This is a genomic window from Acinetobacter sp. YH16056_T (assembly GCF_024605895.1).
Classification (GTDB): domain Bacteria; phylum Pseudomonadota; class Gammaproteobacteria; order Pseudomonadales; family Moraxellaceae; genus Acinetobacter; species Acinetobacter amyesii.
Genome location: NZ_CP094545.1, coordinates 1,094,965 through 1,120,170 on the forward strand (window position 1 = coordinate 1,094,965; position 25,206 = coordinate 1,120,170).

Below are 25,206 nucleotides of genomic sequence, written 5' to 3' on the forward strand. Positions count from 1 at the left end.
ATTGACTGCTGATAACTTGGAAAATAATAATGAATGAGACTTAAAATCTAAAAAAACGAAGGATTATGAATAAAACGACGATACTTAACAGAGATTGAATGAAACAAGACTTTTTTCTAGTTAGGATCACTATACATTAAAAATAAATTTAATCAAGTTTTTTTATATGTATATTTAATTATCTTATAAAAGACATCTGAATCTGGAAAGAGTCTGTTGATCTGGTTGACTTTTTTTAACAAGTCTATTGACAGCACTGATACATTCAAACAGAAAAAACTAATTTACCGCTTAAAAATGGGATCCAATAAAAATGATTTTACCTATTTTTTCAGGCTATAAAATTGAAATTTTGCCTACATTCGTCCTGCATTTAATCTTCACATTTTGTTCACATCGACTTGGGTTATCTTAATCTTGGAAATCAAATAAGGCTTAAAAATGAAAATGCTATTCAAGTCACTTTTTGCCGCTACAGCGCTGGTCACCATTAGCTTAAGTATGACCACCCGAGCTGAAACGGTTGCCCCTCAGGCAGTCGATCAGGTGGATATCCGGCAGTATGCGGGTAAATGGTATGAAATTGCGCATTTACCGATGTATTTTCAGCGTAAATGTGTCTTGGATATCTCGGCACACTACACTGTCAATGCCGATCAGACCATGGGCGTCTTAAATAGCTGCCGAATTGAAAATGGTAAAATGATCAGCTCTGAAGGGGTGGCCTATCCGCAAAATCAGGGCAACAGCAAACTGAAGGTCAGCTTTTTGCCGCCAGGTTTAAGATGGATTCCGTTTACCAAAGGGCATTACTGGGTATTACGCGTCGATCCGGAATATAAAGTGGCACTGGTCGGTGGACCGAGTACCAAATACCTGTGGATTTTATCGCGTGAACCGCAACTGGATGAAGCCATCTATAAGTCTTATCTGGAGACAGCAAAATATTATGGTTATGACATCACAAAACTGATCAAATTGTCGCATTAATCTGTTAACCTTTTGCCGAACTGACCACTCTCTCTACACAGTTCGGCTTTTTTTATTTCATTTCACATAAAATTCATATCTGACTGATTACACTCATCAAATAGAATAAAGACAATCGCTTGAAAATAGGATGAGTCCATGTTGAAAAGTCTGATGCGATGGATAGACAGCTGGTCTACACCCACAGCGCCCGAAACACTGACGGCTGAAAACAGCAAGATTCAGTGGCTGAGGATTTTACCCTTTATTCTATTACATCTAGCCTGTCTCGCCGTGTTCTGGGTGGGAGTGTCATGGTTTGCGCTGGGCTTTATGCTGGCGTTCTACCTCATCCGCATGTTTTCCATCACCGCTTTTTTTCATCGTTATCTGTCACATAAAACTTTTCAGACTTCGCGTTTAGTACAGTTCCTGTTTGTGTTGATGGGTACCATGAGTGCGCAGCGTGGCCCGCTCTGGTGGGCGGCGCACCACCGTTATCACCATCGCTATACCGATACCTTGCAAGACCCGCATTCCTCCACGCATGGTTTTTGGTACAGCCACGTTGGCTGGTTTTTAAACGAATATAACTTTGCCACGCGTAAAGAAGTCATTAGAGATTGGCTGAAATATCCGGAACTGATCTGGCTGGACCGTTTCAGTTTAATTGTGGTGCTGCTGACCGCGGGCGGGATTTATGCGCTAGGGGAGTGGCTGGCCACGGCTTTACCTCAACTCGGCACTTCCGGCCTGCAATTGCTGGTCTGGGGATTTGTGGTCTCCACTGTGTTACTGCTCCATGCCACTTTGTGTATTAACTCACTGGCGCATCATTATGGCAGCCGGGATTTTGACACTGAAGATCAAAGTCGCAACAACTTATTCTTATCCATCATTACCTTAGGCGAAGGCTGGCACAACAATCACCATTATTATGCCGGCAGTACCCGGCAGGGTTTTTACTGGTGGCAGATTGATGTGACCTATTACCTGCTGAAACTCATGTCTTTGTTCGGGCTGGTCTGGGGACTCAAGCCGATTCCGGCACGGGTCTATGAAGCCAGTAAAATTGCCCAGGCTCGGAAACAGAAAAAATCCGCTACGGCAGGCACTCACACGATTCAATCGAAGGAATCACCATGAAAATTGCGATTATTGGTTCAGGTATTTCCGGTCTGTATGCCGCCTGGAAACTCAGCAAAGTGCATGAAGTCACGGTCTTTGAAAAGAATAATTACTTTGGAGGCCATACCGATACCCATCAGCTGAATATAGACGGCGAACAGGTCGCAGTAGACAGTGGCTTTATTGTGTTTAACGAGCACAACTATCCACTGTTCTGCGCCATGCTGAAAGAACTCGGGATTCAATCGCAAAGCAGTGACATGGGCTTTTCGGTGAACAATCAGGTCACGGGCTTGCAGTACAATCCATCGAAAAAATTCTCGCTGCTGTTTAGACCGCAAAACTTTTTAAAGGCTGATTTTCGCGCGATGTTGTCGGATCTGTTCCGCTTCTATGCCGCCAATAAAGATCTGGATGTGGAGCAGGTTGATGCACAGCTCAGTATTGATGAATATCTGAATCAGCATGGTTATTCTGAAGCCTTCCGTCAGGAACATCTCTATCCGATGTGTGGAGCGCTGTGGTCCTGCCCGGTGGAGCAAGCCGGACAGATTCCCTATAAATTTGTGGTGAGCTTTTTCCAGCACCATCGCATGTTGCAATTAAAAGACCGGCCGTTATGGCTGACGGTCAAGGGGGGATCAGCTCTCTACGTTCGTGCGATTCAGTCCCAGGCGAATATTACCTTCCGCAAGATGGGTGTTCTGCATGTATCCCGCAGTGCCAATGATGTATTAGTTGAAACAGCACAGGGCACCGAACGTTTTGACTGGGTCATTTTTGCCAGCCATGCGGATGATAGCTTGAATTTACTTAAAGACCCGTCAGCGCAAGAGCGGGAAGTACTTGGCAAGTTTCGTTATCAGGATAACCATATGGTGGTGCATTCCGATACTCATATCATGCCCAAATCCAGACGCCAATGGGCCAGCTGGCATGTCCACGTAACATCTAGCCGTGCGACTAAATCAACTCCATTCCAGCATCGTGGCATGCATTATGGTTTCAGTTACTGGATGAACCAGTTGCAAAACCTGAATTGTAAAACCCAAATCTTTGCCACACTCAATCCTAACTTTAACCTCGATCCGAAAAAAATATGGGTGGAACGATATTACCGTCATCCAGTATTTGATGCTGCCGCGATTGAGGCACAACAACGTTGGGCCGAGGTCAATGGTCAGAACCGGACGTCATACTGTGGTGCCTACTGGGGCTGGGGCTTTCATGAAGATGGGGCGCGTAGTGCTTCATGGGTTGTCAATCAGTTACTGCAACACACTGAGCAAGCGGCTTAGGAGTACAGAATGCAAATGTATCCACTGGCTATCGCCTCTACCGAAATTCGCCATCGCCGCTATTTGCCCAAATCGCATGCTTTTGAGATGAAGCTTAGCTATTTATGGTTTGATCCGGATCAACTGGCAACTTTTACCCAAAAATCTTGGTTCTGGTCTTCTAGTCGTTGGAATTTATTGACTTTGGATGAGCGTGATTTTCTGAACATGGAATATGGCTCGATTCGGCAGAAAGTTGCACGTTTACTGATCAAGCACGAAAACTATCATTTACCACATGCTGTATCCATCCGTGTACTAGCTTTGCCACGCACACTGGGTTTTCGTTTTAATTCGGTGGTGTTTTACCTGATTTTTGATACAACCGATCTACTGATTTTTGTGCTGAGTGAAATCACCAATACGCCGTGGAATGAACGTCAGGTGTATATTCACGATTGTCGGCATAATGCAGACGAACATGCGCCGTACCAGAGTCACCAGTTTGACTTTAAAAAGGCCTTTCATGTGTCGCCGTTCATGCCGATGGGGCTGGATTATCGCTGGCGCTTCAGCTTTTCGGATCGGCAGAACGTGATTCATATGCAGCTGTTTCAGCAGGGAATCTTGCAATTCGATGCCACCCTGAAATTTTCCTTGCAGGCCATCACGGTTCCTTCACAGCAGCATCGCTATGCTGTACTGAAAGTTCTTGAACCCTTCAGGATGGTCAGCGGAATTTATCTGCACGCCTTTCGTTTATGGAAAAAGAAAATTCCGTTTTACCGACATCCTAAAAAAGAAAAAGGAAACACATTGCGATGAAGACACTATTCATGGGAGAGCAAAGCACACTGCCGGTGGTACTGCGCCACCTGCTGAAATTACGCCATGGTCAGCTGATTTTTAAAGGCGTCTGGAACGGGGCTGTCGGGGAAAATAGCGATTTACAGGCGGTGATACAGGTGCATGATGTCCGTCTGATGGATCTACTGTTCCGTAATGGTGTACTGGGTGCTGCCGAAGGTTTTATCCGTGGCTACTGGAGCAGTGAAGATCTGGTCGATGTGATCCGCATTTTGGCACGTAACCGCGATGTGCTGGATCTGATGAATCAGAATGCAGTGGCCAAAGCCAGCCAGTTACTGTTAAAGGTCTGGTATAAATCGCGCAAGAATTCGATTGATGGCAGCCGCAAAAATATTGCCGAGCATTATGACCTGAGCAATGACTTTTTCAAGCTGTTCCTGGATTACAGCATGATGTATTCAAGTGCTGTGTTTAAAGAGCCGGGCATGACCCTGGAACAGGCTTCGGATTATAAAAAAGAGCTGATCTGCCAGAAACTGCAACTCAAACCGATGGATCATTTGGTCGAAATTGGTAGCGGCTGGGGCGGTTTTGCCATTTATGCCGCGCAGCAGTATGGCTGCAAGGTCACCACCATCACCATTTCCAGAGCACAGTATGATGAAGCCGTGGCCCGGGTCGCTGCAGCAGGATTGTCACATCGTGTGACTGTTCAGCTGAAAGACTACCGTTTACTGGAAGGCAAATACGACAAGCTGGTGTCGATTGAAATGATCGAGGCCGTGGGTGAGCAGTATTTGTCGACCTATTTCCGTAAATGCCGTGAGCTGCTGAAACCGAACGGTCTGGCCCTGATTCAGGCCATCACCATTGAAGATGCCCGCTATGCCAAAGCCCTGAATACCGTGGACTACATCAAGCGCTATATCTTCCCGGGCAGTTTTATTCCTTGTATTAGTGTTATGACCCAGGCCGCGTCCGAGCAAAAACTGCGTCTCAAGCATCTGGAAGATATCGGTCTGAGCTATGCCCAAACCCTGAACTGCTGGCGTCAGCGTTTTCTGGAGCAGCGTGATCAGGTACGGGCGCTTGGCTTTGATGAGCGCTTTGTCCGTATGTGGGATTTTTATCTGTGTTATTGCGAAGGTGGCTTCCGCGAAGGCGTGATCAGTGATGTGCATCTGCTGTTTGAAGCCAGTGCTTATTAAGCCGAGATGAAACAGGAGGACTGAGATGCTGCTGAATTTACTGATGCTGAATGTCTTTATCATGCTCTGTAGCTGGCTGCTGGTGACCTATAACCGCAGAGCAGGGCTGGTCGATGTCGCTTGGAGTTTCAGTATTGCCCTCAATGTGATTATTGCCGCTTGGGCGATTGACAGTGCACCGATCTTGGTTCGCTTATTTCTGGGACTGGCGAGTGGGATCTGGTTTTCACGGCTGACTTGGCATCTGTTACGGCGCTATGCGAGTGAAACCCAAGAAGACACGCGTTATGCCAACATGCGCCGAGCGATGGGGGATTATCAGCATCTTGGTTTTCTGATGTTTTTTATATTTCAGGCAGGTTTGGCTCTACTGTTTTCTTACCCAATGCTGAAGCTGGTAAGTATCTCGACCGAGCAATGGAATGACTGGACTTTGGTCACTGTGATTGTGGCGGGCATGATCATGCTATCCGCTTTGATAGGCGAAAGCACTGCCGACCAACAACTTTACCGTTTTAAGCTAGATCCACAGAATCAAGGTAAAACCATGGATCAGGGACTCTGGAAATATTCGCGCCATCCGAATTATTTTTTTGAATGGCTGCACTGGTTTGCCTATCCGGTCCTTGGTCTGGCAGCAGGTGCCTATGGATTATGGATTTATCCGCTGCTGATGTGGCTGTTTCTGTACTACATCACCGGGATTCCCTTTAGTGAACAACAGGCGCTGGCACATCGCGGCGACAACTATAAAGACTATCAACGACGAACTTCAATGTTTATTCCGTGGCCACCCAAACAGTAGGTAAATACATGGACTTTATGATTCAACAATCTTTAAAACTGGTCGAAAGCGGCAAGCTGCCCGATTCAGTCATTCGCGCCGGCATTCGCAGCCTAAGCAAAAAACGTCTGGCACAGGAAGGACGCTTTGACCCGGCACTGGCAGCTCGGCGCTATATGGATGTGCTGCATATGCTGAAAAACAGCGAGATTGCCATCGAGACCGAAAAGGCCAATCAACAGCACTATGAACTACCCACCGCATTTTTCCAGGCGGTGCTGGGCAAGCGTCTGAAATACAGCGCTAGCCTGTTTGAACATACTCATACCACCCTGGATCAGGCGGAAGAAGCGGCACTTGCAAGCTATTGCCAGCGTGCACAGTTAAAAGATGGACAGGATATTCTGGAAATTGGCTGTGGCTGGGGATCTTTGAGTCTGTATATGGCCGAGCATTATCCCAAAGCCCGTATCACGGTGGTGTCGAATTCCTCGACCCAGCGCCAGTATATTCAGGAACAGGCGCGTCTGAAAAAACTGCAGAACCTGACGGTGATCACCTGCGACGTCAATGTGCTGCAACTGGAACCCGCGTCCTTTGACCGGGTGGTTTCGGTGGAAATGTTTGAACACGTACGTAATTACCAGAAACTGTTTGAAAATATCAGCAGCTGGCTGAAAGCGGATGGTCTGCTCTGGTGCCATATTTTCTGTCACCGTTTCCTGCATTATCCGTTTGAAGTGAAAAATGAATTCGACTGGATGTCGAGATATTTCTTTAGTGGCGGACTGATGCCGGCAGCTTCGACCTTTCTGCATTTCCAGCAGCATTTGCAATTAGAGCAGCACTGGCAATGGGCCGGCACGCAGTATGAACGCACCGCAAATGCCTGGCTGGAGAACATGGACCGGAAACAGGTCGAGCTGCAGCCCCTGTTTGAACAGACCTATGGTGCAGATGCCGCCATCTGGTGGCAACGCTGGCGGATTTTCTTTATGGCCTGTGCCGAGCTGTTCGGTTATGAGCATGGACGCGAGTGGGTGATCGGTCACTTTCTGTTTAAAAAGAAAACCGTATAATTGAATTGCGAATCGGATGGGCCAGCGGGGAATGCACCAATGTTAAAGCTGTTCAGGGACAAACACGATCATCCTCTGGGTGAGGTGTTTAACCGCTATTACTGGCTGCAAATCGGATTCATTGCCCTGTCTGTGGTGATCGGGATTGGCTGTAGTGCTTGGGTAATCAAGGGTTCCCTGCTCAGAACTGCGCTAGAACAGGAAATGTCACACTACTGGCAGCGGCTGGAACGTAATCCGGCTGCTGAACTGCCCGACACCAAAAACCTGTATGGTTACCGCTGGAGCGATGTGCCGCCAGTCCAATTTCGCCACATGCAGCTTGAGCAAGGGGTGAACCGGCATTTTGTCGATGGCAAGGAGCGCATGACCGTGTATGGTGAAAAAGACGGACAGCATGTGCTGCTGGTGTTTGGCGAAAGCAACGTCAACAAGCTGGTCTGGCTGTTTGGCCTGGCACCGCTGATGGTCAGCCTGTTTGTGCTATATAGCGTATTGTGGTGGTGGAACCGTCGGGCCCGACGTTATTTTTCCCCGATTACCCGGTTGGCCAATGCGCTGGAACATATCGACTGGGAACATCAGAAAAATCAGGCTTCGCCTTTTCAGGACATCCGCACCGACTCCAATCTGGAAGCTGAATACCTCAAGCAGGCGCTGGAAAAATATCATCAGGTATTAAGCGAATTTATTCAGCGTGAGCGTGAATTTACCGGAGATGTTAGCCATGAGCTGCGCACGCCACTGACCATTTTAAAAGGCAATGTGCAGCTGTGTCAGGCACGCTATGGCGACAACAAGTCCTTTACCCGCCTGCATAACACCATTGAAGACATGCAGCTGCTGGTCGATACCTTGCTGGCCATTGCCCGCAATACCACCAATACTTTAACTGCTGAACCGACCATGCTTTCTGAATGTCTGGACAATCTTGTGCAGGATCTGGAGAGTGTCAGTCATAACAAAGGCATGCAGATAGACCTGCAAAAAGACCTCGATGAACAGCCGCGTAAACTTTATCCATCCATGACCAAAATGGTGTTTGGCAATATTCTGCGCAATGCGCTGAACTATTCACAGGGCACAGAAATTGATGTGATTATGGAAAAAAATAAAGTACTGATTGCTGACAATGGAGTCGGCATGCCTTTACCTAACAATTCTAAAGTTCAGGAACTGTCTGGTCAGCAGCTACAACTGGAAATCAAAGGGCATGGTATTGGATTGCAATTGGTGCAAAAGCTATGCAAACAGCTAGGTTGGCGTGTGGAGCTGTTTGACAGGCAATATTATCTTGACACTCATCAGAATGTTGATCTAGCAATGACCACTGGACTGATTGTTGTTGTGTACCTAAATTAGGCTTCATCTTCGAAAGCAATCTTTAAACCAATCCCAGATATGGTGTGAATCAGCTTTTGTTCAAAGGGTTTATCGACCATTTTGCGTAAATTATAGATATGACTGCGCAGAGCATCACTTTCTGGCTCTTCGTCACCCCAAAGCTGCATCATAATTTCCTGTTTGGTCAGTACTTTAGGAGAATGTCGCATTAGTAGCTTCAAAAGTTTAAACTGAATCGGAGGCAATTCAATGTTCTGCCCAGCTCGAGTTAGCTGTTGTGTTGCTGGGTCCAAAATTAGGTCATGAATTTGCAGACGACTGCTAGATACTTCACCCAGGGAACGTTTGATCAGGGCCTTGACCCGAACCACTAGCTCGTTAAAGTCAAAGGGCTTGACCAGATAATCATCCGTGCCGGAATTGAAGCCTTTAAGTTTGTCATCCAAGGTATCCCGAGCGGTAAGCATCAAGACAGGTAAGTCCAACCCCTCTTCATTGCGTAACCACTCGCACAATTCATAACCAGAACCATCAGGCAAATTAATGTCTAGTAGCAAGATATGGTAGCGTTGCTGTTTCAGTAATTGTCTAGCAGCACTCAGATTGCGGGCGTGATCGACCACAAAGCCATGTTCTTCAAGAAACTCGCATAGGGTAGAGGCCAGTTCATAATGGTCTTCAACCATCAGGATAAAATGTTTCGACATAGCGGCAGACACTAATTTAATAATTGCTGTTTTAATTTAGCACTAAATGGCTGGGGACCCAGCCATATATTAAAATATTGTTGTGCCAGAGGATGTTTAAGCTGCCCTAAACTTTGCTGGTTCAAAGATAAGCTCAGGGTCTGTGTAGCATGGTTGTATTTTAAACGGTAGAGGTCGCCTGATCTGACCGGACGATACAAATCGGTGATTGGGTTGAATAGAGCATGTATTTTTGCGTCTTTAACATTACGTTTCAGTAAATGTGTGGCCGCACGCTTAAATGCCCATTCCGGAATATTCTGTGTATAGGAAAAGTCCATCTGTATATTTTGTTTTTCCCAGGACTGGCTACAGTTTTGGGCAAAATAACTGGCCATACCGACCTGTTTTTGACCCACCATCAGCGGACCATTGCCGCATTGATTCAGGCTTTGTGCCTGTGCCCATGGACAGAAGCTACATCCCATCACTAACGCTGTACTAATCGCTATTTTTTGAAAGGCAGTAGCCATGAGTAGACCCCTCCAACATAAGGCAGGGAACGGTACAGGCCATTCGCAGGGTCCCAGAAATCCTGCTGGAAAATAATCTTCTTGTTTTCGTTGATCTTGATTTCACTGATACCGTAAGAGTCCATACTGCGGGTCGTGCCGAACAATTTAAAATCATAGGCCATATGCCAGTGCACATAGGCAGAGTCCTGATGATAAGAAGCGTTTAACAGCTTGACGCTGACCTTGCTGACCCGTTTGTTCATGCCTTGAAAGTGCTCGAGTAGATTTTGACGGGATGAAAATTGCGATAGCGTATCGTTAATAAACAGCTGGTCGGCATACAGTGCTCCAGCATTTTCAACGAATTCAGGTGTGCCCAAGGTATTAAAGGCTGAGGTAAAGCGGAGGCCGATATCCTGAGCTTTAGCCTGATCCAGCGCTATCCCCTGAATACTGTTTCTGGATTGGGCGTAATCGGCTGAATAACTGGGAATACTTTTACATCCGGCTAACAACAGAAGCGGCAAGGATAAGGCTGTAGCAATTAGTGTTTTTACAAGTCTCATCATCAGTGTCCGTATGAAGTGTATGTTTATACCTTAGGCAGCACAGCGTGAACAGAATGTGAAATAGACGTTATAAATGAGCAATTGAATAGAATTTTTCAAATCAAAGATTAAATGTTTAACTTTTTTCTTCGGCCATTAACCAATCAATGATATTCATAACATCACGATTTTCGTTATTTTTTCTGACCATTGCATAAAAATTATAGTCACAATAGATAAAACCAAAAGGGGCAATGATCTTTCCATTTAACATTTCTTTTTCTACTAGAATTTGAGGTGCTATGGCAATTCCTAACCCAGACACGGCAGCTTCTATCATTAAATTCAGACTATCAAAATAACGGTCATTGGATTTTGGGGAAAAGCTTATTTGAAACTGATCAAACCATGTATGCCATGCACTTTTATTTGAGTGGGTATGAAGTAATGGATAGTTTAAAAGATCATTTACGGAATGAAGAAGATTTATTTCACGATTACAAATAGGACCCATGTTATCGGGAAATAACAGATATTTATTCAAAAAGTTGGGAAGTAGATGATGCTCACTGACGCTATTGATAAATATGTCAACTTTCTCTTTTTCTAACAATCTTAAGTCATTACATGTCATTAATTTGATATGGATATTGGGATAAATGACTTCGAGCTTTTCTAATCGAGGAATCAGCCAATTTGCCATAAAACTATGAGAAGCGCCTATGACAACTTCTACTTCTGAAGTTTTATTTGTTAACTCAAAGACGCATTGTTCTAAACGATTAAAAAACTCCATACAAACGAGCGATAATTCTTCGGCATCCGCCGTCAGAGAGATGGTCGAGGAATGTCGAATAAACAATTTTTTATCCAACCATTCTTCTAACTGCTTTATTTGATGGCTAATCGCACTATGGGTGACACATAATTCTTCGGCAGCTAAGCTGAAACTTTTATTTCTGGCGACAGCTTCGAAAGCTTTTAAAGCATTAAGAGGAGGTAATGTTCTGCGTTTCATGTTGTAAAATTTTCTAACACCATAAGCTCAAAATATATCAATTATCATAAAAATGAAAATATTTTAAGATCAAACAAGTTTTGATAGTAAAAGAGATATGAGATGACAACCCCTTATACAGGTAATGGTCCTGATGACTTGGGATTTTTTGGTAAATTTGGCGGATGTTACATGCCGGAGAGCTTAATGCCAGCACTTCAAGAATTAGAACAAGCCTTTAATACTGTTCGGCACAAACCTGAATTTTGGGCTGAATATCAGCAGATTTTAACGGACTTTGTTGGTCGTCCTAGTCCTCTTTTTTATGCAAAAAACCTAACAGCTTATGCAGGCGGCGCTCGAATATATTTCAAGCGAGAAGATTTGAACCATACGGGTGCGCATAAGATCAATAATTGTGTAGGGCAAATCTTATTAGCCAAATTTATGGGCAAAACCAGAATCATTGCAGAAACGGGTGCTGGTCAACATGGTGTCGCAACAGCAACGGTTTGCGCGCTGTTTAAGATGAAATGTACCATTTTTATGGGAGAAACAGATATTCAGCGCCAACAAATGAATGTTGAACGTATTAAATTACTCGGTGCTGAAGTCAGAAGTGTTCAAAAAGGTCGTGGGACTTTAAAAGATGCCATGAACGAAGCATTACGTGACTGGATTCGTCATGTGGATACAACCTATTACCTATTGGGTACGGGTGCAGGCCCTCATCCATATCCCACCATAGTGAGAGAATTTCAGAAAATTATTGGTTTAGAAGCCAGAAACCAAATACTCCTGAAAGAAAATAGACTGCCTGATGCTCTAGTTGCTTGCGTTGGTGGGGGATCAAATGCATTAGGGTTGATGTATCCTTTTCTAGAAGACCTGAATGTCAAAATGTTTGGCGTTGAGGCAGGTGGAAAAGGAACAAATAGTGGTGAACATGCCGCCTCTATTTGCAAAGGTCAAGTCGGTGTGCTGCATGGCAATTTAACCTATTTATTACAAGATTCAGATGGGCAGATTTTAGATGGACACTCTATATCAGCTGGCTTAGATTATCCTGGTGTTGGTCCTGAGCATGGCATTCTGTTTGAAACAGGACGTGTGACATACACGGCGATCACCGATCAAGAGGCTGTAAATGCATTTCAGCTTTTAAGTCAACAGGAGGGTATTATTCCTGCTCTTGAGAGTTCTCATGCGATTGCATATGCGATTCAACTTGCTCAAGAAATGCAACCAGAACAGATCATTATTGTCAATTTAAGTGGCAGAGGAGACAAAGACTTAAACACGGTCAAAAAATATCTTGCAGGAGCTACAGCATGAACCGACTAGATCAAAAATTAGAGCAATTGAAACTGGAAAATCGAAGCGGTCTGGTCTGTTATTTTACTGCTGGAGATCCTAATTTTACAGAAAGTTGTCGTCTGTTAAGCCAATTGGGTCAAGCAGGGGCTGACATTATTGAAGTGGGTATTCCATTTTCTGATCCAGTGGCAGATGGAGAGATCATTCAGGCAGCGCATCTTCGGGCTTTAGATGCAGGTCAAACGGTAAAACAGACCATTGAGTTGGTAAAAGTAATCAGGCTGCATGATGACCAGACACCAATAATTTTCATGACTTATTTAAATCCGATTATGCAATATGGTTTTGAGACACTTATCGCTGAAACAGAAAATCTTATAGATGGAATATTGATTTTAGATGCTCCATATGGATATCGAGAAAAATTTGAGGTGCAATTAAATGAAAAAAATATGCATTTAATTGCAATGACCGCGCCGACGACCCCAGTTGAAAGGTTAGAGCAAATTTCAGCGCGCGCGACAGGGTTTTTATATCATGTTGCAGAAAATGGATTAACAGGAGGAGACTTCAATCTATCTAATCTTGAGAAAAAGATGACTGAAATTAAGCCAATTTTTAATATTCCAGTTGCAATTGGCTTTGGAATCAAAAATGAAAGCCACGTTAAAGCATTAGCCAATAAAGTAGATCTTATTATCATTGGCTCAGCGCTTGTCGATACTTTTTTTAATAAGGGAATGAATGCAACTTTAGAAAAAGTGACGGTTTTTGCACAGATACTGAGACAAAATAAAGAATAGTCAGGCACCTTTCATAAATCTTCTTTAAAACCATAATTGAATATAAAACAATATTTTTTCTTGGCCTTCTCCCGAAAGGGAGATGGAACTTTATACGTGGGTTTTTTCTAAAAGTGATCGCTTTTTAAAAATCACTATTATCATATAGATGTGACATGCGTTTTTGCTTTGTTTCAAGATAAGCTTTGTTAAAGATATTTAAACCAACTTTTAAAGGAATACGTTCAACAACATTAATTCCTAAATCAGTTAAAGATTTAATTTTAAGGGGATTATTTGTAATGAGTTTTACATTCTTTATTTTTAAATAATCTAACATAATGGTACACATATCATATTTACGAGCATCTGCTGGTAAATTTAATAATAAATTGGCGTCAAGAGTATCATGTCCTTGGTCTTGAAGGGCGTAAGCTCGAATTTTATTGGTTAGTCCTATGCCGCGACCTTCTTGGCGCAAGTATAAGATCACACCTTGACCTGCATCATTAATCATTTTCATGGTGGAATGTAATTGGGGGCCACAATCACATTTGAGTGATCCAAAAGCGTCACCTGTTAAGCACTCTGATATACGCTGAATTATCAGGAGACTTTCCCTTGGGAGATTCTAGGCAGCCAACTTATAAAAGTCTTCGGCCATTTGATTTGGTGTCTTAAAACCCAAACCCTTTTGAATTCTTCGATGATTATAAAATAACTCAATGTATTTTATAATATCTGCTTTGGCTTCTTCTCTGGTTTGATAGTTGTAATGATGCACTAACTCATTTTTCAGTATTCCCCAAAAGCTTTCAATCGGTGCATTATCGTAACAGTCTCCGCGCTTGCTCATTGAACCTTGAAAACCATATTGCTCAAGTATATTTCGATATTCATGGCTGCAATATTGACTTCCTCTGTCTGAATGCACAATCAGTTCTTTGGTTGGTTTTTGATTGTGAATAGCCATATTTAGCGCATTACAAACAAGCTGTGTTGTCATGCGCTCATTTAAGCTATAGCCAACCACTTGCTTCGTGTAAAGGTCTTTTACCGCTGCTAAATACAGCCATCCTTCAACAGTCCATATGTACGTAATATCACTTGACCATGCTTGATTTGGTCTAGTCATTGAGAATTGTTGCTCCAGCAGGTTTTCATAGATCGCTCGATTATGGTCACTATTCGTAGTCCTTTTAAAACGCTTGTGTCGCTTACAATACAGGTGGTTCAGCGCTTTTATCTGACGTATAGCGTACATACTCATTTTTATACCCTGAGCTTGTAAGTATTTGGTTAATCGAATATAACCATAGCTCTGCCTTGTCTCCTCATGGGCTATTTTCACCAATATCGTCTGTTGATTTCGTTGAATCGTTCTTTTGCTCACGCCTCTCTTGAGCCAATCATAAAAACATGAAACTGAAACATGAAGTAATCGAGCCATTAAGGTAATTGGAAAAGAATATCTTTTTTGTTTCATATAGGCGTACCTTACTGACTTTCTTTGGCAAAGTACGCTGCTGCCTTTTTTAAAAATTCACGTTCCATTTCAGCTATTTTGAGCTGTTGTTTGAGTTTTTTATTTTCTTCGAGTAGAGCGTTTAGATCAGGTGAATACTGTTTTGTACCTGCTAAAGTTCCAGCCTTTGCTTTGGTATTCCAATTTGAAAGAGTTTGCATTGAAATGCTAAGTTGTCTAGCTGTTTCCGAGACATTGCCTTGATTGGCTTCAATTAATTTGATGGCTTCAGCTTTAAATTCTGTGGTGTAAGTCTTGTGTTTCTTGCTCATGGTAAACTCCTGATGAGTGTGTTTAGTTTACCAAGTTAAAACCTCCTGTTTTTTCAGCACACATCACTCTGAATGAATTCTAACGAGTACAGGTTGATTAGAAATAGTACCCATGCCTTTAGCAAGAGCGATATGTTCTTCACCAGTACTTTGGTCTTGAAACGCTATAATTTCAAAATCGCCAAACGCAGTAGGTAATTTTGATTTAGAAACAAATTCTATAGCCACAGAAGAATACACCTATATAAATTTATATTTGATACAATTTACTTAATCTATCTTAAAAGCATTGGCCGAATTTTTTGCAGTTATAAATTTCAGCGTTTTACTCTCAATTAAAGAGTATGTATCTGATAGTGAATTTTATGTGAAATGTTATTTAGAATATTTTTATTAGCGTTCTGCTTTGTTGCAAAAACACTCAAAAGCTGAGGCTTGTCTAAACCATCAATATTTAAGATAAGTTGGTTTTTTTTGTATAGTTAATTAAATTTATTAGATTTCTTTCATAAGTCATTTTTCACTCAGCTCCAAGTTATAAATTCCAGCAATTAGATTGAATCTTAATGCTAGTCTTTTGCCTCGATTGCGATATCGCTCAGCAAGAATTTTGAAGGTTTTCAAACTGCCAAATACATGCTCAATTCCAATTCTTCTTTTATTGATTTCCTGATTATAGATTTTTAGTTCGGAATCCAGTTTACAGCGCTTCTTTGCTTTTAATGGCAACAAGCTATTTGGATACACTGTATAAATTCCCTGATAACCCTTATCCGCAAGGATAAATGCACCTGCAGGAATCTGATTCAAGTTACGTTTGAAGAGTTCGAAATCATGTACGGCACCACGACTCGTACATAAACTCAGGATTTTTTGAGTTTGATAATGAATGATGGCCTGTACTTTGAAAGTGTGGGTCTTTTTCTTGCCGCTATAGCTTTTCTTCTGTTTTTTTAGGCCTTTGGATTGGAATTTCTGTGGCATCCACGATCACAACATTCCAATCGATGCCTTCGCCCTCGGGTAAATCTTTGGGTAAATTAAAGAGATTGGACCGAATCAGGCAGTCTTCAACATGACGGACAATTCTTGAGGCTGTGGGCTCTGAAACCCCGTAGCTCGTCGCAACGTGAAATAAGGTTCGGTATTCCCGCCAATAGCTTAGACAGAGCAGAACCTGGTCTTCCAGGCTTAACTTGGGCGGTCTGCCTTTGGCAGGGACATGTTTCTTCAATTGCTCAACCATCAAATAGAAAGTTGACCATGAGATGCCTGTGTATCACTTGAACTGAGGATCAGAAAGCTTGTTTGAATCGATGTATTTCATCCGCAGATTATGCACGAATGCTAAGAAATCCGGAGTGCAAATACTAACCAAAAAGAAGATCGTTTTTTGATTTATGAAAGAGATCTATTGAATAAGTTAATAAAATTAGGTTTGTGGTAAGGTCAATTCTTTGTATGATAGATTCTATGTGTAGGCTTCTTCATTCTGAAATTATATCGCTGAACAATTTTTTGATAACAGCATTAGGCAACAAGGCTCTAATAAATAAAATGTCCTAAGCAGCAGTACAAATAAAGAAATATATAAATGGGAGTAACTCTAAATTCCTAAAATTATCTGATATGGTTTAAATCCTTCGATCACTGCTTCAGAAATCAATTGGATAAAAGCTTCAGTTTTGTCATAAGCCATCCACTGATCCAAAGCTTCATAGTAAGCCACGCGATTTTTCAACTGTAATAACGCAAGGTGGATATCCAGATTTCAGCAACTTAAGGTTCATCAATAGACGTGATGTGCGTCTATTACCATCAATAAAAAATCCAGGTGTACTTTAGCTGCACGTTCAATAGGATGACGCTGATGCGCTTCCGACTTGTACCAACCGACTAGTTGAGCCATTTTGTCATTCAACAATGTATAGTCAGGTGGGGTAGTGGTAGCACCTGAAATCAATATATTTCGTTGGTGGTAATGACCTACATTGCCATCATCAATATTTTTTAGAATGCTGAATTTTTACGGTATTTTTTGCGGTACAATGATGTGGGTTGGGTTTAAATATTTATAATAAACAATTAGTTAAATTGTATTTACGGTGCGCGCTGAGCGCACCATTTTTTAGTTTTGATTGTTGAACTAAATTTTGCGAATCAATAGCTTTTATTATTACTACTTTTCTATTCAACCCGATCAATCTCAAAGCCCAATATTGCTTTAGCCATCATTGATGTATCTTTTTCTATATATAAAATTCAAAATATTTCTCAGTTCTTTTTATTCTAAGTTCAAAGTCATACAAAACATCTAAATTGAAAGCTTATAAAGAGTGAAAATAGAAAGTTCACTGTATTTATATCTGCATCTAAATGAAAAGAATCTATTGAAAACACGATTATAAAAGTCATGCACCAAAATAGTGGAGCTTGGAAACTTAATAGAACATTTATCCTTTTGTACTGGCTAAATAAAATAGGCAAATGATTGATAAAATATATTAAGATATTGAAAAATAAATAATAATTAGAGTTGGCATGATGTGTGCAACACAGTATTCAAACTTGGATACAAGAATGAGCACATCAATGAACTCAATAAAAACTTTAGGCTGGACCTTAGCGGAATGGAAAGCGGCCTACACGAATAACACAATTCAACTTGAAGACTTATATGCCTTGGTCGAGCAATTTGATCGCGTAGACCCAGCATGGATTTCCATTGCATCTATAGAGCAATTAACTTCTCAGATTAAAGCTTTAAAACAAATTGAAAATGCTACGGCCTTACCTTTATTTGGTGTGCCTATTGCAGTGAAAGATAATATTGATGTGGTGGGCTTTGCATCGACGGCTGCGTTTAAATTATTTACGGACATTAAAACTGAAGATGCCTCTGTGGTGCAGCGCTTAAAACAAGCAGGTGCCATCATTGTAGGTAAAACCAATTTAGATCAATTCGCTACTGGTTTAGTCGGTACGCGTTCGCCATTTGGTGCCGTGCCGAATACTGTTAATCCTGACTATGTAAGCGGTGGTTCAAGCTCTGGTTCAGGCAGTGTAGTAGCACGTGGTTTAGTCCCGATTGCACTCGGTACAGATACTGCAGGTTCAGGACGAATCCCTGCAGCTTTCAATAATATTGTCGGTTTAAAGCCGACCAAAGGTCGCTTTTCAAATACAGGCTTATTGCCTGCCTGTAAGAGCTTAGATTGTATTTCAATTTTTGCCTTAACCGTCGCTGATGCAACTGCAGTGGCAGAAGTTATGGAAGGTTTTGATGTAACCGACAGCTATTCACGTGTGAACCCAGCAACAGCGCCTGCAAAGTTCAGCGCACAATTAAAGTTAGCCATTCCAAAACAGTTAGAATTTTTTGGCGATGCTCAATCTGCTGATGCATTTCAGCAAGCACTAACTGAATTAAAAAACTTAGGTGCAGTACTAACTGAAATTGATTTCAGTCCTTTTGCAAAATTGGCTGCACAACTGTATCAAGGGTCATGGGTAGCAGAGCGTACGGCAGCCGTAGCTGAAATTTTAGACAGCCATGCAGATGACTTTGATCCAACAGTTTTAGAAATTATTCAAAAAGGGCAGCAGTACACTGCGGTGGATGCTTATAACGCCGAATATTTAAAGCAAGATTTGGCACGCCAAATTCAGCAAACCTTAGCGCAATTTGATGCTTTAGTGGTGCCAAGTTCGCCAACCATTCACACACTGGCTGAAATGGCAGAAGCGCCAATTGAAAATAATAGCCACTTTGGCACCTATACCAACTTTACTAATTTAGCTGACCTCAGTGCCATCGCTGTACCTACAGGCTTTCGTGCCGACGGGCTGCCTTTTGGAATCACATTCATTGCGCCGGCTTGGCACGATACGGCTCTAGCAGACTTTGCAGAAAAATGGCAAAACCACCTGCAATTACCGCTGGGTGCAGTAGCTAAAACATTGCCTGACGCAGCTTCAGTCATTTCTGCACCATCAGCACAGCATTTTCGTGTTGCTGTTGTAGGCGCACATCTCACAGGTATGCCACTCAATTTCCAACTGACAACACGCCAAGCCGTGCATGTTGAAACCACAACGACTTCTGCCGATTACGCCCTCTATGCACTGCCGGGCACAGTACCGCCGAAACCAGGTTTAGCGCGTCAGGAAGCGGGTCAAAAAATTATTGTCGAGCTTTGGGATATTCCAAAAGCACGCTTTGGTGAATTTGTCGCCGAAATTCCAACACCACTAGGTATGGGCAATGTCGAGCTTGCCGATGGACGTTGGGTGAAAGGCTTTATTTGTGAACCTTATGGCCTAAACGGTGCAAAAAATATCAGTGAATTTGGCGGCTGGCGCGCTTATATCCAATCACTGCAAGCAACAACAGCAAAATCAAATTAAAAAAATCGGGGAAATAATCATGTTTAAAACAGTTTTAATTGCAAACCGTGGTGAAATTGCTGTTCGTGCGATTCGTACTCTAAAAAAATTAGGTGTGAAATCTGTTGCCGTGTATTCAGAGACCGACCGTTATGCACAGCATGTGTTAGATGCAGATGTAGCGGTTTCACTTGAAGGTGTTAAACCTGCAGAAACTTATTTAAGTATTGAAAAATTGATTCAAGCAGCCAAACAAACTGGCGCTGAAGCAATATTTCCCGGTTATGGTTTTTTATCTGAAAGTGCCGACTTTGCCCGTGCATGTGAGGAAAATAACATTGCTTTTATGGGGCCAACGGCTGAACAAATTTTAGAGTTTGGTTTGAAGCATCGTGCACGTGAATTGGCTGCGGCCGCCAATGTACCCATGACACCAGGCACAGGTTTATTGGCAAGTTTGGATGAAGCACTCGCATCTGCTGCAGAGATTGGCTATCCAATCATGCTGAAAAGCACCGCAGGTGGTGGCGGAATTGGTTTAACCCGCTGTGATGATGAACAATCATTAAAAGATGCGTATGAAAGTGTAAAGCGTCTAGGCGAGCAATTCTTTAAGGATGCAGGTGTTTTCCTCGAACGTTTTGTCGATAAAGCCCGTCACGTAGAAGTACAAATTTTTGGTGATGGTTTAGGTCAAGTCGTTGCCTTTGGGGAGCGCGATTGTTCATTGCAGCGCCGTAACCAAAAAGTCGTTGAGGAAACACCTGCACCGCACTTACCAGAAGCAACCCGTCAAAAATTGCACCGTGCTGCTGTAGAGCTTGGTCAATTGGTGAAATACCGCAGCGCAGGTACGGTTGAGTTTATCTATGATGCTGCCCGTGATGAAGTGTATTTCCTTGAAGTGAATACCCGTTTGCAGGTTGAACACCCAGTCACTGAAATGGTGACGGGCTTAGACCTGATTGAATGCATGCTGAAAGTGGCGGCAGGTGATGCTTTAGATTGGGAAAAACTCAGCAATATTCAACCCAATGGTGCTGCCATTGAAGTGCGAATTTATGCGGAAGATCCAGTGAAAAACTTCCAGCCAAGTCCGGGTGTGTTGACGGATGTGTATTTCCCTGAAGATATTCGTGTGGATACTTGGGTGTCTACAGGTACTGAAATTTCACAATATTTTGACCCGATGATTGCCAAAATTATTGTGCATGCTGCAGACCGAGACAGTGCGATTGCCAAGTTAAAAACAGCCTTGGCTGAAACCCGCTTGAATGGCATCAGCACCAACTTAGACTATGCGCATACCGTAGTGTCTGATGCACGCTTTGAAAATATGCAAATTTGGACACGCCTGCTGGATGATTTTAAATATGTGCCAAATGTGATTGAGGTGCTGCAACCAGGTACACAAAGTACGATTCAGGATTATCCGGGGCGTGTGGGCTATTGGGATATTGGTGTACCGCCATCAGGCCCAATGGATGATTATGCATTTCAGTTGGCCAATCAAGTTGTGGGTAATCCAAAATCGGCAGCAGGCTTTGAATTTACCTTACAAGGACCAAGTCTTAAATTTCATGCCAACAGCATCGTAGCCTTAGCAGGTGCGCCATGCAGCGCGGCTCTAGATGGAGTAAATGTCGATTTTTGGCAGCCGATCAACATCAAAGCTGGGCAAACTTTGGTACTAGGACAAGTTGAATCGGGTTGCCGTACATATCTTGCAATCCGCAATGGGTTAAATGTACCTAAATATCTAGGCAGTCGTTCAACCTTTGCATTGGGTAATTTTGGCGGTCATGCAGGGCGAGTGCTGCGCGCAGGCGACATGATTAAAATGGTCAACCCTAGCCTGCCTTTGGATGGATTGGAAATTGCTACAGCAGCACCACAAGCTTTGGCAGCAGAGCGTATTCCAAGCTATGGCAAAGAATGGAAAATTGGCGTGCTGTATGGTCCGCATGGTGCACCCGATTTCTTTAAACCTGAATATATTGAAGAATTCTTTGCTTCAACATGGAATGTGCACTTTAATTCAAACCGTTTAGGTATTCGCCTAACAGGTCCGACACCAAGCTGGGCACGTGAAAATGGCGGTGAAGCAGGTTTACATCCATCCAATGTGCATGATTGTGAATATGCCATTGGGGCGATTAACTTCACCGGTGATTTCCCTGTGATTTTGGCTAAAGATGGCCCAAGCCTCGGTGGCTTTGTTTGCCCAGTAACCATTGCCAAAGCAGAACTTTGGAAGATTGGTCAGCTTAAAGCAGATGACAGCATCAGTTTCTATCCGATGAGTGTTGAACAAGCCAATGCCTTGGAAGTTCAACAAATTGCCGATATCCAAAACTTTGCTCAAGCACCTGAAGCAAAACAGGCGGCAACTTTTGAATGTAAGCCAGAAGGGATATTGGCAGTGCGTGAAGCAGATGCGTATGCGCCGAAAGCTATATATCGTCAGGCAGGTGACAGTTACATCTTGCTGGAATATGGCGAAAACGTTCTCGACCTTGCATTGCGCTTACGTGTTTATCGACTGATGCAGCTGATTCGTGAAGCGAATATTGATGGCATCTTAGAGCTTTCACCAGGTGTACGTTCACTGCAAATTAAATATGATGGATTGCGTTTCAGCCAAGCGAATTTGATTCAGTTCTTATTGGGTCTCGAAAATGAGATGGGCGATTTGAGCCAAATTAAAATTCCATCCCGTATTATTCACTTGCCGATGGCATTTGAGGATTCGGCAACTTTAGGTGCTGTAGAACGTTATCAAGAAAGTGTTTGTGCCAAAGCGCCATGGTTGCCAAATAACGTCGATTTCATTCAGCGTATTAATGGCTTAGACAGCCGTGAGCAAGTCAAAGACATCATTTTCGATGCAAATTACTTAATTTTAGGTTTGGGCGATGTGTATTTAACTGCACCTTGTGCAGTGCCAATTGATCCGCGTCATCGTTTGCTCAGCTCGAAATATAACCCTGCACGTACTTTTACTGCAGAAGGCACAGTGGGTATTGGCGGTATGTACATGTGTATCTATGGCATGGACTCACCAGGCGGTTATCAATTGATTGGCCGTACACTGCCTATTTGGAATAAGTTTAAAAAGAACAAACAGTTTGGCGATCAGCAATGGTTCTTACGCTTCTTTGATCAAATTAAATATTATGAAGTAACCGAAGCTGAACTGGATCAATTCCGTGCTGACTTTGCCAATGGTGTGGCGGAAATCAAAATTGAAGAAACTGAATTTGATTTTGCAGCCTATCAAGCCTTTTTAGAAACAGAAAAGGACAGTATTGCCGAATTTAAAGCGCAGCAGCTGCAGGCATTTACAACTGAAGTTGAACGCTGGAAAGATGAGTTTGATGCGCCTGCGGAAATGGAAATCCTGCAAGATGATACCGACTATAGCCAGTATGCAGCCTTGAATGCATCGATGACCGGCAACATTTGGAAAATTTTTGTCGAAGCGGGACAGTCTGTGAAGAAAGGTGAGACTGTAGCCATTATTGAAGCGATGAAAATGGAGCTTCCAGTCTATGCCGATGATGATGGTATCGTGAAAGCGATTATCTGCCGTGCAGGACAAACGGTACATAGCGGTGAGCCGCTGGTTTATATGGAATAAACATGACCACAACCACCATTGTTGGGAAAAGCTCAGACAACTTGTCTGAGCTGGTTTTCCAAAAAATAAAAAACGATATTTTTGATTTCCAGCTCAAACCGGGCGCACGTTTTACCGAATCTGAAATTGCCGAATTATATGAAGTAAGCCGTACACCCGTACGGCAGGCTTTATACCGTTTACAGCAAGATGGCTATGTAAGAGTACATTTTCGTAGCGGTTGGGAAGTGAAGCCGCTGAACTTTAGAGCTTATGAAGAATTGTATGATTTACGGATTTTGCTGGAATGCTATGCCATTGAGCAGCTCTGCAAAATGGAATCAGAACAACTCAAGCAGGCTTTACAGACATTGGTGAATTTGTGGTGTATTCCGCCTGAACAGTTTTTGCATGATTTAAAAACTTTATCGATGCAAGATGAAGCATATCACTGCCAATTGGTTGAAGCAATCGGCAATAGTGAAATGGCAAAGGTACATCGGGATGTAAGTGAAAAAATCCGTATTATTCGCCGTTTAGATTTTTCTAAAGATTATCGAATTGAAGCCACTTATGCAGAGCATCAACAGATTTTACAATTGATCCTTGGACATAACGTGACAGCGGCATTGGAGAAAATGCGCAGCCATATTCAGCAAAGTAAAGAAGAGGTGAAAAAAATTACTTTGGAAATGTTGGCGCGAATGGCATAGAAGTATTTGCAAAAGATCTACCTCACGATAATTCACGGTAGATATGTATTTTACGAGTCAATCTGTGTCGTTCGAGTAGCGCTTAGAGTTACAAATATCTGTATTCATTGGTTAATATGATGGAGAAAAATAAAAAAGACCACGAAGGGGAGATTCTTTATTTCAACTTTAGAAAATGCGATTTCTTTGGCGACTGAACGCCATTTCGGACAAGTCGATAAAGCGGGACAAGCCTATATTCAACATCCACTTCGTGTGATGCAAAATGTGCAACATCCCGACGCTAAAATCGTCGCTGTATTACATGACATTTTAGAAGATACAGAGACAACAACGGATGAGCTTCATGCTTTAGGTTTTCAAGCCCATATTATCGACGCAATACAGGCACTAACTAAAACAACAGGTGAGAACCGATTTCAAGCGGCGCAGCGTACTGCTAAAAATGCAATAGCGTGTGAAATAAAACTCAGTGATTTACACGACAATATGGATTTGTCTCGCTTAACTTCGGTCACAGTAAAAGATAAACGTCGGTATCAACAATATGTAAAAGTTAAACATAGATTAGAGTGTGCTCGGAGCGTCCATTTACATCTGATCAATTTAAATCTAACAACAGATTATCCGAGATTTCAATTTCAAAGTTCACAGCAAAATTTTCAATATCTTCTCAATGCGATGTTTGATCTAGAGCATTCATTAGGTGGCGTTCAGATTGGAAGTCCACAGGAATGGTGGATTTTATTTGAAGATGTCAGCGCATATTTTGCATATTGCCAAAGAAAGGGAGTAGTTCCCAAGCAGGCAACATTCTTAGATTTAATTTTAACTACAGATGGGGACTATTTCGGGGGCATTTTTCAAACTGAACAAGATCGGCAATTATTTGCCTCTATGTTTTGCGTCTTTATGCAAAATCATTTTTATCGCGTGGAAACCGAAGGTTGATTAGATAGATTGCATCAGCAATAGAATAAAATCACCTTTGATTGATGAATTTTATCTAGATAATTAGATGCTGAGTGTCATTTAAGAATATCTCGAAATGCGTGATTTCGAGACGTTTAAAGTGATTCCATCCATTGACATCTCCAATGAAACATGTGGCCATGCTTGCTGAACCTTATGCCTCAATCCTACATGGCATCATGGTGACTGCGGGATTTATCATTCCAACTTTGGTGTTGATGTGGTTGTATAAACGCAGTGAACGCCTGAGACAAACTGTATAAAAAAGCCCTCAC

The 25,206-nt window shown here is 42.5% G+C and carries 21 protein-coding genes and 4 pseudogenes; 15 read left to right on the top strand and 10 right to left on the bottom strand.

From position 1 onward, the window contains the following. Nucleotides 1-441: 441 nt before the first annotated feature. From MST17_RS05475 to MST17_RS05510, 8 genes are all read left to right on the top strand, one after another. Nucleotides 442-990 (top strand): lipocalin family protein, encoded by a 549-nt coding sequence (locus tag MST17_RS05475; protein WP_180027290.1) that lies wholly within the window; start codon nt 442-444, stop codon nt 988-990. 138 nt (nt 991-1,128) lie between these two features. After that, nucleotides 1,129-2,115, top strand: coding sequence for an acyl-CoA desaturase (locus tag MST17_RS05480; RefSeq protein WP_180027289.1), 987 nt, complete (start codon nt 1,129-1,131; stop codon nt 2,113-2,115). Beyond that, nucleotides 2,112-3,395 (top strand): NAD(P)/FAD-dependent oxidoreductase, encoded by a 1,284-nt coding sequence (locus MST17_RS05485; RefSeq protein WP_180027288.1) that lies wholly within the window; start codon nt 2,112-2,114, stop codon nt 3,393-3,395. Before MST17_RS05480 ends, MST17_RS05485 begins: the two co-directional genes overlap by 4 nt. A 9-nt stretch (nt 3,396-3,404) precedes the next feature. Further along, nucleotides 3,405-4,199 (top strand): DUF1365 domain-containing protein, encoded by a 795-nt coding sequence (locus MST17_RS05490; protein WP_180027287.1) that lies wholly within the window; start codon nt 3,405-3,407, stop codon nt 4,197-4,199. After that, entirely contained in the window at nt 4,196-5,392 is a 1,197-nt protein-coding gene (locus tag MST17_RS05495; RefSeq protein WP_180027286.1) for a cyclopropane-fatty-acyl-phospholipid synthase family protein, read from the top strand. The genes MST17_RS05490 and MST17_RS05495 overlap by 4 nt, the downstream gene beginning before the upstream one ends. Before the next feature lie 25 nt (nt 5,393-5,417). Then, nucleotides 5,418-6,197 carry a DUF1295 domain-containing protein gene (locus MST17_RS05500; protein ID WP_174560767.1) on the top strand — a complete coding sequence of 260 codons (780 nt, stop codon included), beginning with the start codon at nt 5,418-5,420 and terminating at the stop codon, nt 6,195-6,197. An 8-nt stretch (nt 6,198-6,205) separates the two neighbouring features. Further along, nucleotides 6,206-7,255 carry a cyclopropane-fatty-acyl-phospholipid synthase family protein gene (locus MST17_RS05505; protein ID WP_180027285.1) on the top strand — a complete coding sequence of 350 codons (1,050 nt, stop codon included), beginning with the start codon at nt 6,206-6,208 and terminating at the stop codon, nt 7,253-7,255. A 39-nt stretch (nt 7,256-7,294) separates the two neighbouring features. Next, complete coding sequence (locus MST17_RS05510) at nt 7,295-8,617, top strand: sensor histidine kinase (RefSeq protein ID WP_373685452.1); 1,323 nt, start codon at nt 7,295-7,297, stop codon at nt 8,615-8,617. Here MST17_RS05510 and MST17_RS05515 read toward each other — a convergent pair. From MST17_RS05515 to MST17_RS05530, 4 genes are all read right to left on the bottom strand, one after another. After that, a complete protein-coding gene (locus MST17_RS05515) occupies nt 8,614-9,306 on the bottom strand; it encodes a response regulator transcription factor (RefSeq protein WP_005177281.1) in 693 nt (230 codons plus the stop codon). The genes MST17_RS05510 and MST17_RS05515 overlap by 4 nt on opposite strands. An 11-nt stretch (nt 9,307-9,317) precedes the next feature. Then, nucleotides 9,318-9,818, bottom strand: coding sequence for a chalcone isomerase family protein (locus tag MST17_RS05520; protein WP_005177287.1), 501 nt, complete (start codon nt 9,816-9,818; stop codon nt 9,318-9,320). Further along, nucleotides 9,794-10,366 (bottom strand): nuclear transport factor 2 family protein, encoded by a 573-nt coding sequence (locus MST17_RS05525; protein ID WP_180022749.1) that lies wholly within the window; start codon nt 10,364-10,366, stop codon nt 9,794-9,796. The genes MST17_RS05520 and MST17_RS05525 overlap by 25 nt, the downstream gene beginning before the upstream one ends. A gap of 118 nt (nt 10,367-10,484) precedes the next feature. Next, the gene (locus MST17_RS05530; RefSeq protein ID WP_180027284.1) at nt 10,485-11,366 is read right to left on the bottom strand and encodes a LysR family transcriptional regulator; all 882 of its coding nucleotides are present in this window, start codon (nt 11,364-11,366) and stop codon (nt 10,485-10,487) included. Between the two features lie 102 nt (nt 11,367-11,468). Here MST17_RS05530 and trpB point away from each other — a divergent pair, with 102 nt between their 5' ends. Together trpB and trpA are read left to right on the top strand one after the other, a co-directional pair. Then, complete coding sequence (gene trpB / locus MST17_RS05535) at nt 11,469-12,680, top strand: tryptophan synthase subunit beta (protein WP_180027283.1); 1,212 nt, start codon at nt 11,469-11,471, stop codon at nt 12,678-12,680. After that, nucleotides 12,677-13,465 (top strand): tryptophan synthase subunit alpha, encoded by a 789-nt coding sequence (trpA, locus tag MST17_RS05540; protein WP_180027282.1) that lies wholly within the window; start codon nt 12,677-12,679, stop codon nt 13,463-13,465. The genes trpB and trpA overlap by 4 nt, the downstream gene beginning before the upstream one ends. A 124-nt stretch (nt 13,466-13,589) precedes the next feature. On the opposite strand, the pseudogene ribA reads toward trpA, so the two are convergent. The 6 genes and pseudogenes from ribA to MST17_RS05570 all read right to left on the bottom strand — a co-directional run. Further along, nucleotides 13,590-14,039, bottom strand: a pseudogene (gene ribA / locus MST17_RS05545) (GTP cyclohydrolase II); the annotation flags it as partial. 36 nt (nt 14,040-14,075) lie between these two features. After that, nucleotides 14,076-15,241 (bottom strand): IS3-like element ISAba22 family transposase gene (locus MST17_RS05550; RefSeq protein ID WP_180022740.1). Its coding sequence is split into 2 segments (ribosomal slippage): nt 14,076-14,983 and nt 14,983-15,241, totalling 1,167 coding nucleotides; the frame shifts between segments, so codons are not numbered across the junction. A gap of 66 nt (nt 15,242-15,307) precedes the next feature. Beyond that, nucleotides 15,308-15,469 (bottom strand): annotated as a pseudogene (locus MST17_RS05555) (GTP cyclohydrolase II); the annotation flags it as partial. A 285-nt stretch (nt 15,470-15,754) separates the two neighbouring features. Further along, entirely contained in the window at nt 15,755-16,225 is a 471-nt protein-coding gene (locus MST17_RS05560; protein ID WP_039254797.1) for an IS5/IS1182 family transposase, read from the bottom strand. Further along, nucleotides 16,173-16,475, bottom strand: a complete 303-nt coding sequence (locus tag MST17_RS05565) for a transposase family protein (protein ID WP_171260786.1) — start codon at nt 16,473-16,475, stop codon at nt 16,173-16,175. Before MST17_RS05565 ends, MST17_RS05560 begins: the two co-directional genes overlap by 53 nt. A gap of 372 nt (nt 16,476-16,847) precedes the next feature. Beyond that, nucleotides 16,848-17,258 (bottom strand): annotated as a pseudogene (locus tag MST17_RS05570) (Fic family protein); the annotation flags it as partial. 575 nt (nt 17,259-17,833) lie between these two features. Between MST17_RS05570 and atzF the strand changes: the two are divergent. From atzF to MST17_RS05595, 5 genes and pseudogenes are all read left to right on the top strand, one after another. Then, nucleotides 17,834-19,648 carry an allophanate hydrolase gene (atzF, locus tag MST17_RS05575; RefSeq protein WP_180007652.1) on the top strand — a complete coding sequence of 605 codons (1,815 nt, stop codon included), beginning with the start codon at nt 17,834-17,836 and terminating at the stop codon, nt 19,646-19,648. A 19-nt stretch (nt 19,649-19,667) separates the two neighbouring features. Then, entirely contained in the window at nt 19,668-23,267 is a 3,600-nt protein-coding gene (uca, locus tag MST17_RS05580; protein ID WP_180026404.1) for an urea carboxylase, read from the top strand. A gap of 2 nt (nt 23,268-23,269) precedes the next feature. Further along, a complete protein-coding gene (locus tag MST17_RS05585) occupies nt 23,270-23,959 on the top strand; it encodes a GntR family transcriptional regulator (protein WP_180026403.1) in 690 nt (229 codons plus the stop codon). Nucleotides 23,960-24,118: 159 nt separating this feature from the next. Further along, nucleotides 24,119-24,520, top strand: a pseudogene (locus tag MST17_RS05590) (guanosine-3',5'-bis(diphosphate) 3'-pyrophosphohydrolase); the annotation flags it as partial. A gap of 536 nt (nt 24,521-25,056) precedes the next feature. After that, entirely contained in the window at nt 25,057-25,194 is a 138-nt protein-coding gene (locus MST17_RS05595) for a hypothetical protein (protein ID WP_180007655.1), read from the top strand. Nucleotides 25,195-25,206 lie beyond the last annotated feature (12 nt).

What these genes read in the sequence shown, in the direction of transcription:
- trpB (WP_180027283.1), top strand. Translation starts at nt 11,469, where the DNA reads ATGACAACCCCTTATACAGGTAATGGTCCTGATGACTTGGGATTTTTT.
- trpA (WP_180027282.1), top strand. Translation starts at nt 12,677, where the DNA reads ATGAACCGACTAGATCAAAAATTAGAGCAATTGAAACTGGAAAATCGA.
- MST17_RS05475 (WP_180027290.1), top strand. Translation starts at nt 442, where the DNA reads ATGAAAATGCTATTCAAGTCACTTTTTGCCGCTACAGCGCTGGTCACC.
- MST17_RS05485 (WP_180027288.1), top strand. Translation starts at nt 2,112, where the DNA reads ATGAAAATTGCGATTATTGGTTCAGGTATTTCCGGTCTGTATGCCGCC.
- MST17_RS05515 (WP_005177281.1), bottom strand. Translation starts at nt 9,306, where the DNA reads ATGTCGAAACATTTTATCCTGATGGTTGAAGACCATTATGAACTGGCC.
- MST17_RS05530 (WP_180027284.1), bottom strand. Translation starts at nt 11,366, where the DNA reads ATGAAACGCAGAACATTACCTCCTCTTAATGCTTTAAAAGCTTTCGAA.
- MST17_RS05495 (WP_180027286.1), top strand. Translation starts at nt 4,196, where the DNA reads ATGAAGACACTATTCATGGGAGAGCAAAGCACACTGCCGGTGGTACTG.
- MST17_RS05560 (WP_039254797.1), bottom strand. Translation starts at nt 16,225, where the DNA reads ATGCCACAGAAATTCCAATCCAAAGGCCTAAAAAAACAGAAGAAAAGC.
- MST17_RS05585 (WP_180026403.1), top strand. Translation starts at nt 23,270, where the DNA reads ATGACCACAACCACCATTGTTGGGAAAAGCTCAGACAACTTGTCTGAG.
- MST17_RS05525 (WP_180022749.1), bottom strand. Translation starts at nt 10,366, where the DNA reads ATGAGACTTGTAAAAACACTAATTGCTACAGCCTTATCCTTGCCGCTT.
- MST17_RS05500 (WP_174560767.1), top strand. Translation starts at nt 5,418, where the DNA reads ATGCTGCTGAATTTACTGATGCTGAATGTCTTTATCATGCTCTGTAGC.
- uca (WP_180026404.1), top strand. Translation starts at nt 19,668, where the DNA reads ATGTTTAAAACAGTTTTAATTGCAAACCGTGGTGAAATTGCTGTTCGT.
- MST17_RS05490 (WP_180027287.1), top strand. Translation starts at nt 3,405, where the DNA reads ATGCAAATGTATCCACTGGCTATCGCCTCTACCGAAATTCGCCATCGC.
- MST17_RS05520 (WP_005177287.1), bottom strand. Translation starts at nt 9,818, where the DNA reads ATGGCTACTGCCTTTCAAAAAATAGCGATTAGTACAGCGTTAGTGATG.
- atzF (WP_180007652.1), top strand. Translation starts at nt 17,834, where the DNA reads ATGAACTCAATAAAAACTTTAGGCTGGACCTTAGCGGAATGGAAAGCG.
- MST17_RS05595 (WP_180007655.1), top strand. Translation starts at nt 25,057, where the DNA reads ATGAAACATGTGGCCATGCTTGCTGAACCTTATGCCTCAATCCTACAT.
- MST17_RS05510 (WP_373685452.1), top strand. Translation starts at nt 7,295, where the DNA reads ATGTTAAAGCTGTTCAGGGACAAACACGATCATCCTCTGGGTGAGGTG.
- MST17_RS05480 (WP_180027289.1), top strand. Translation starts at nt 1,129, where the DNA reads ATGTTGAAAAGTCTGATGCGATGGATAGACAGCTGGTCTACACCCACA.
- MST17_RS05505 (WP_180027285.1), top strand. Translation starts at nt 6,206, where the DNA reads ATGGACTTTATGATTCAACAATCTTTAAAACTGGTCGAAAGCGGCAAG.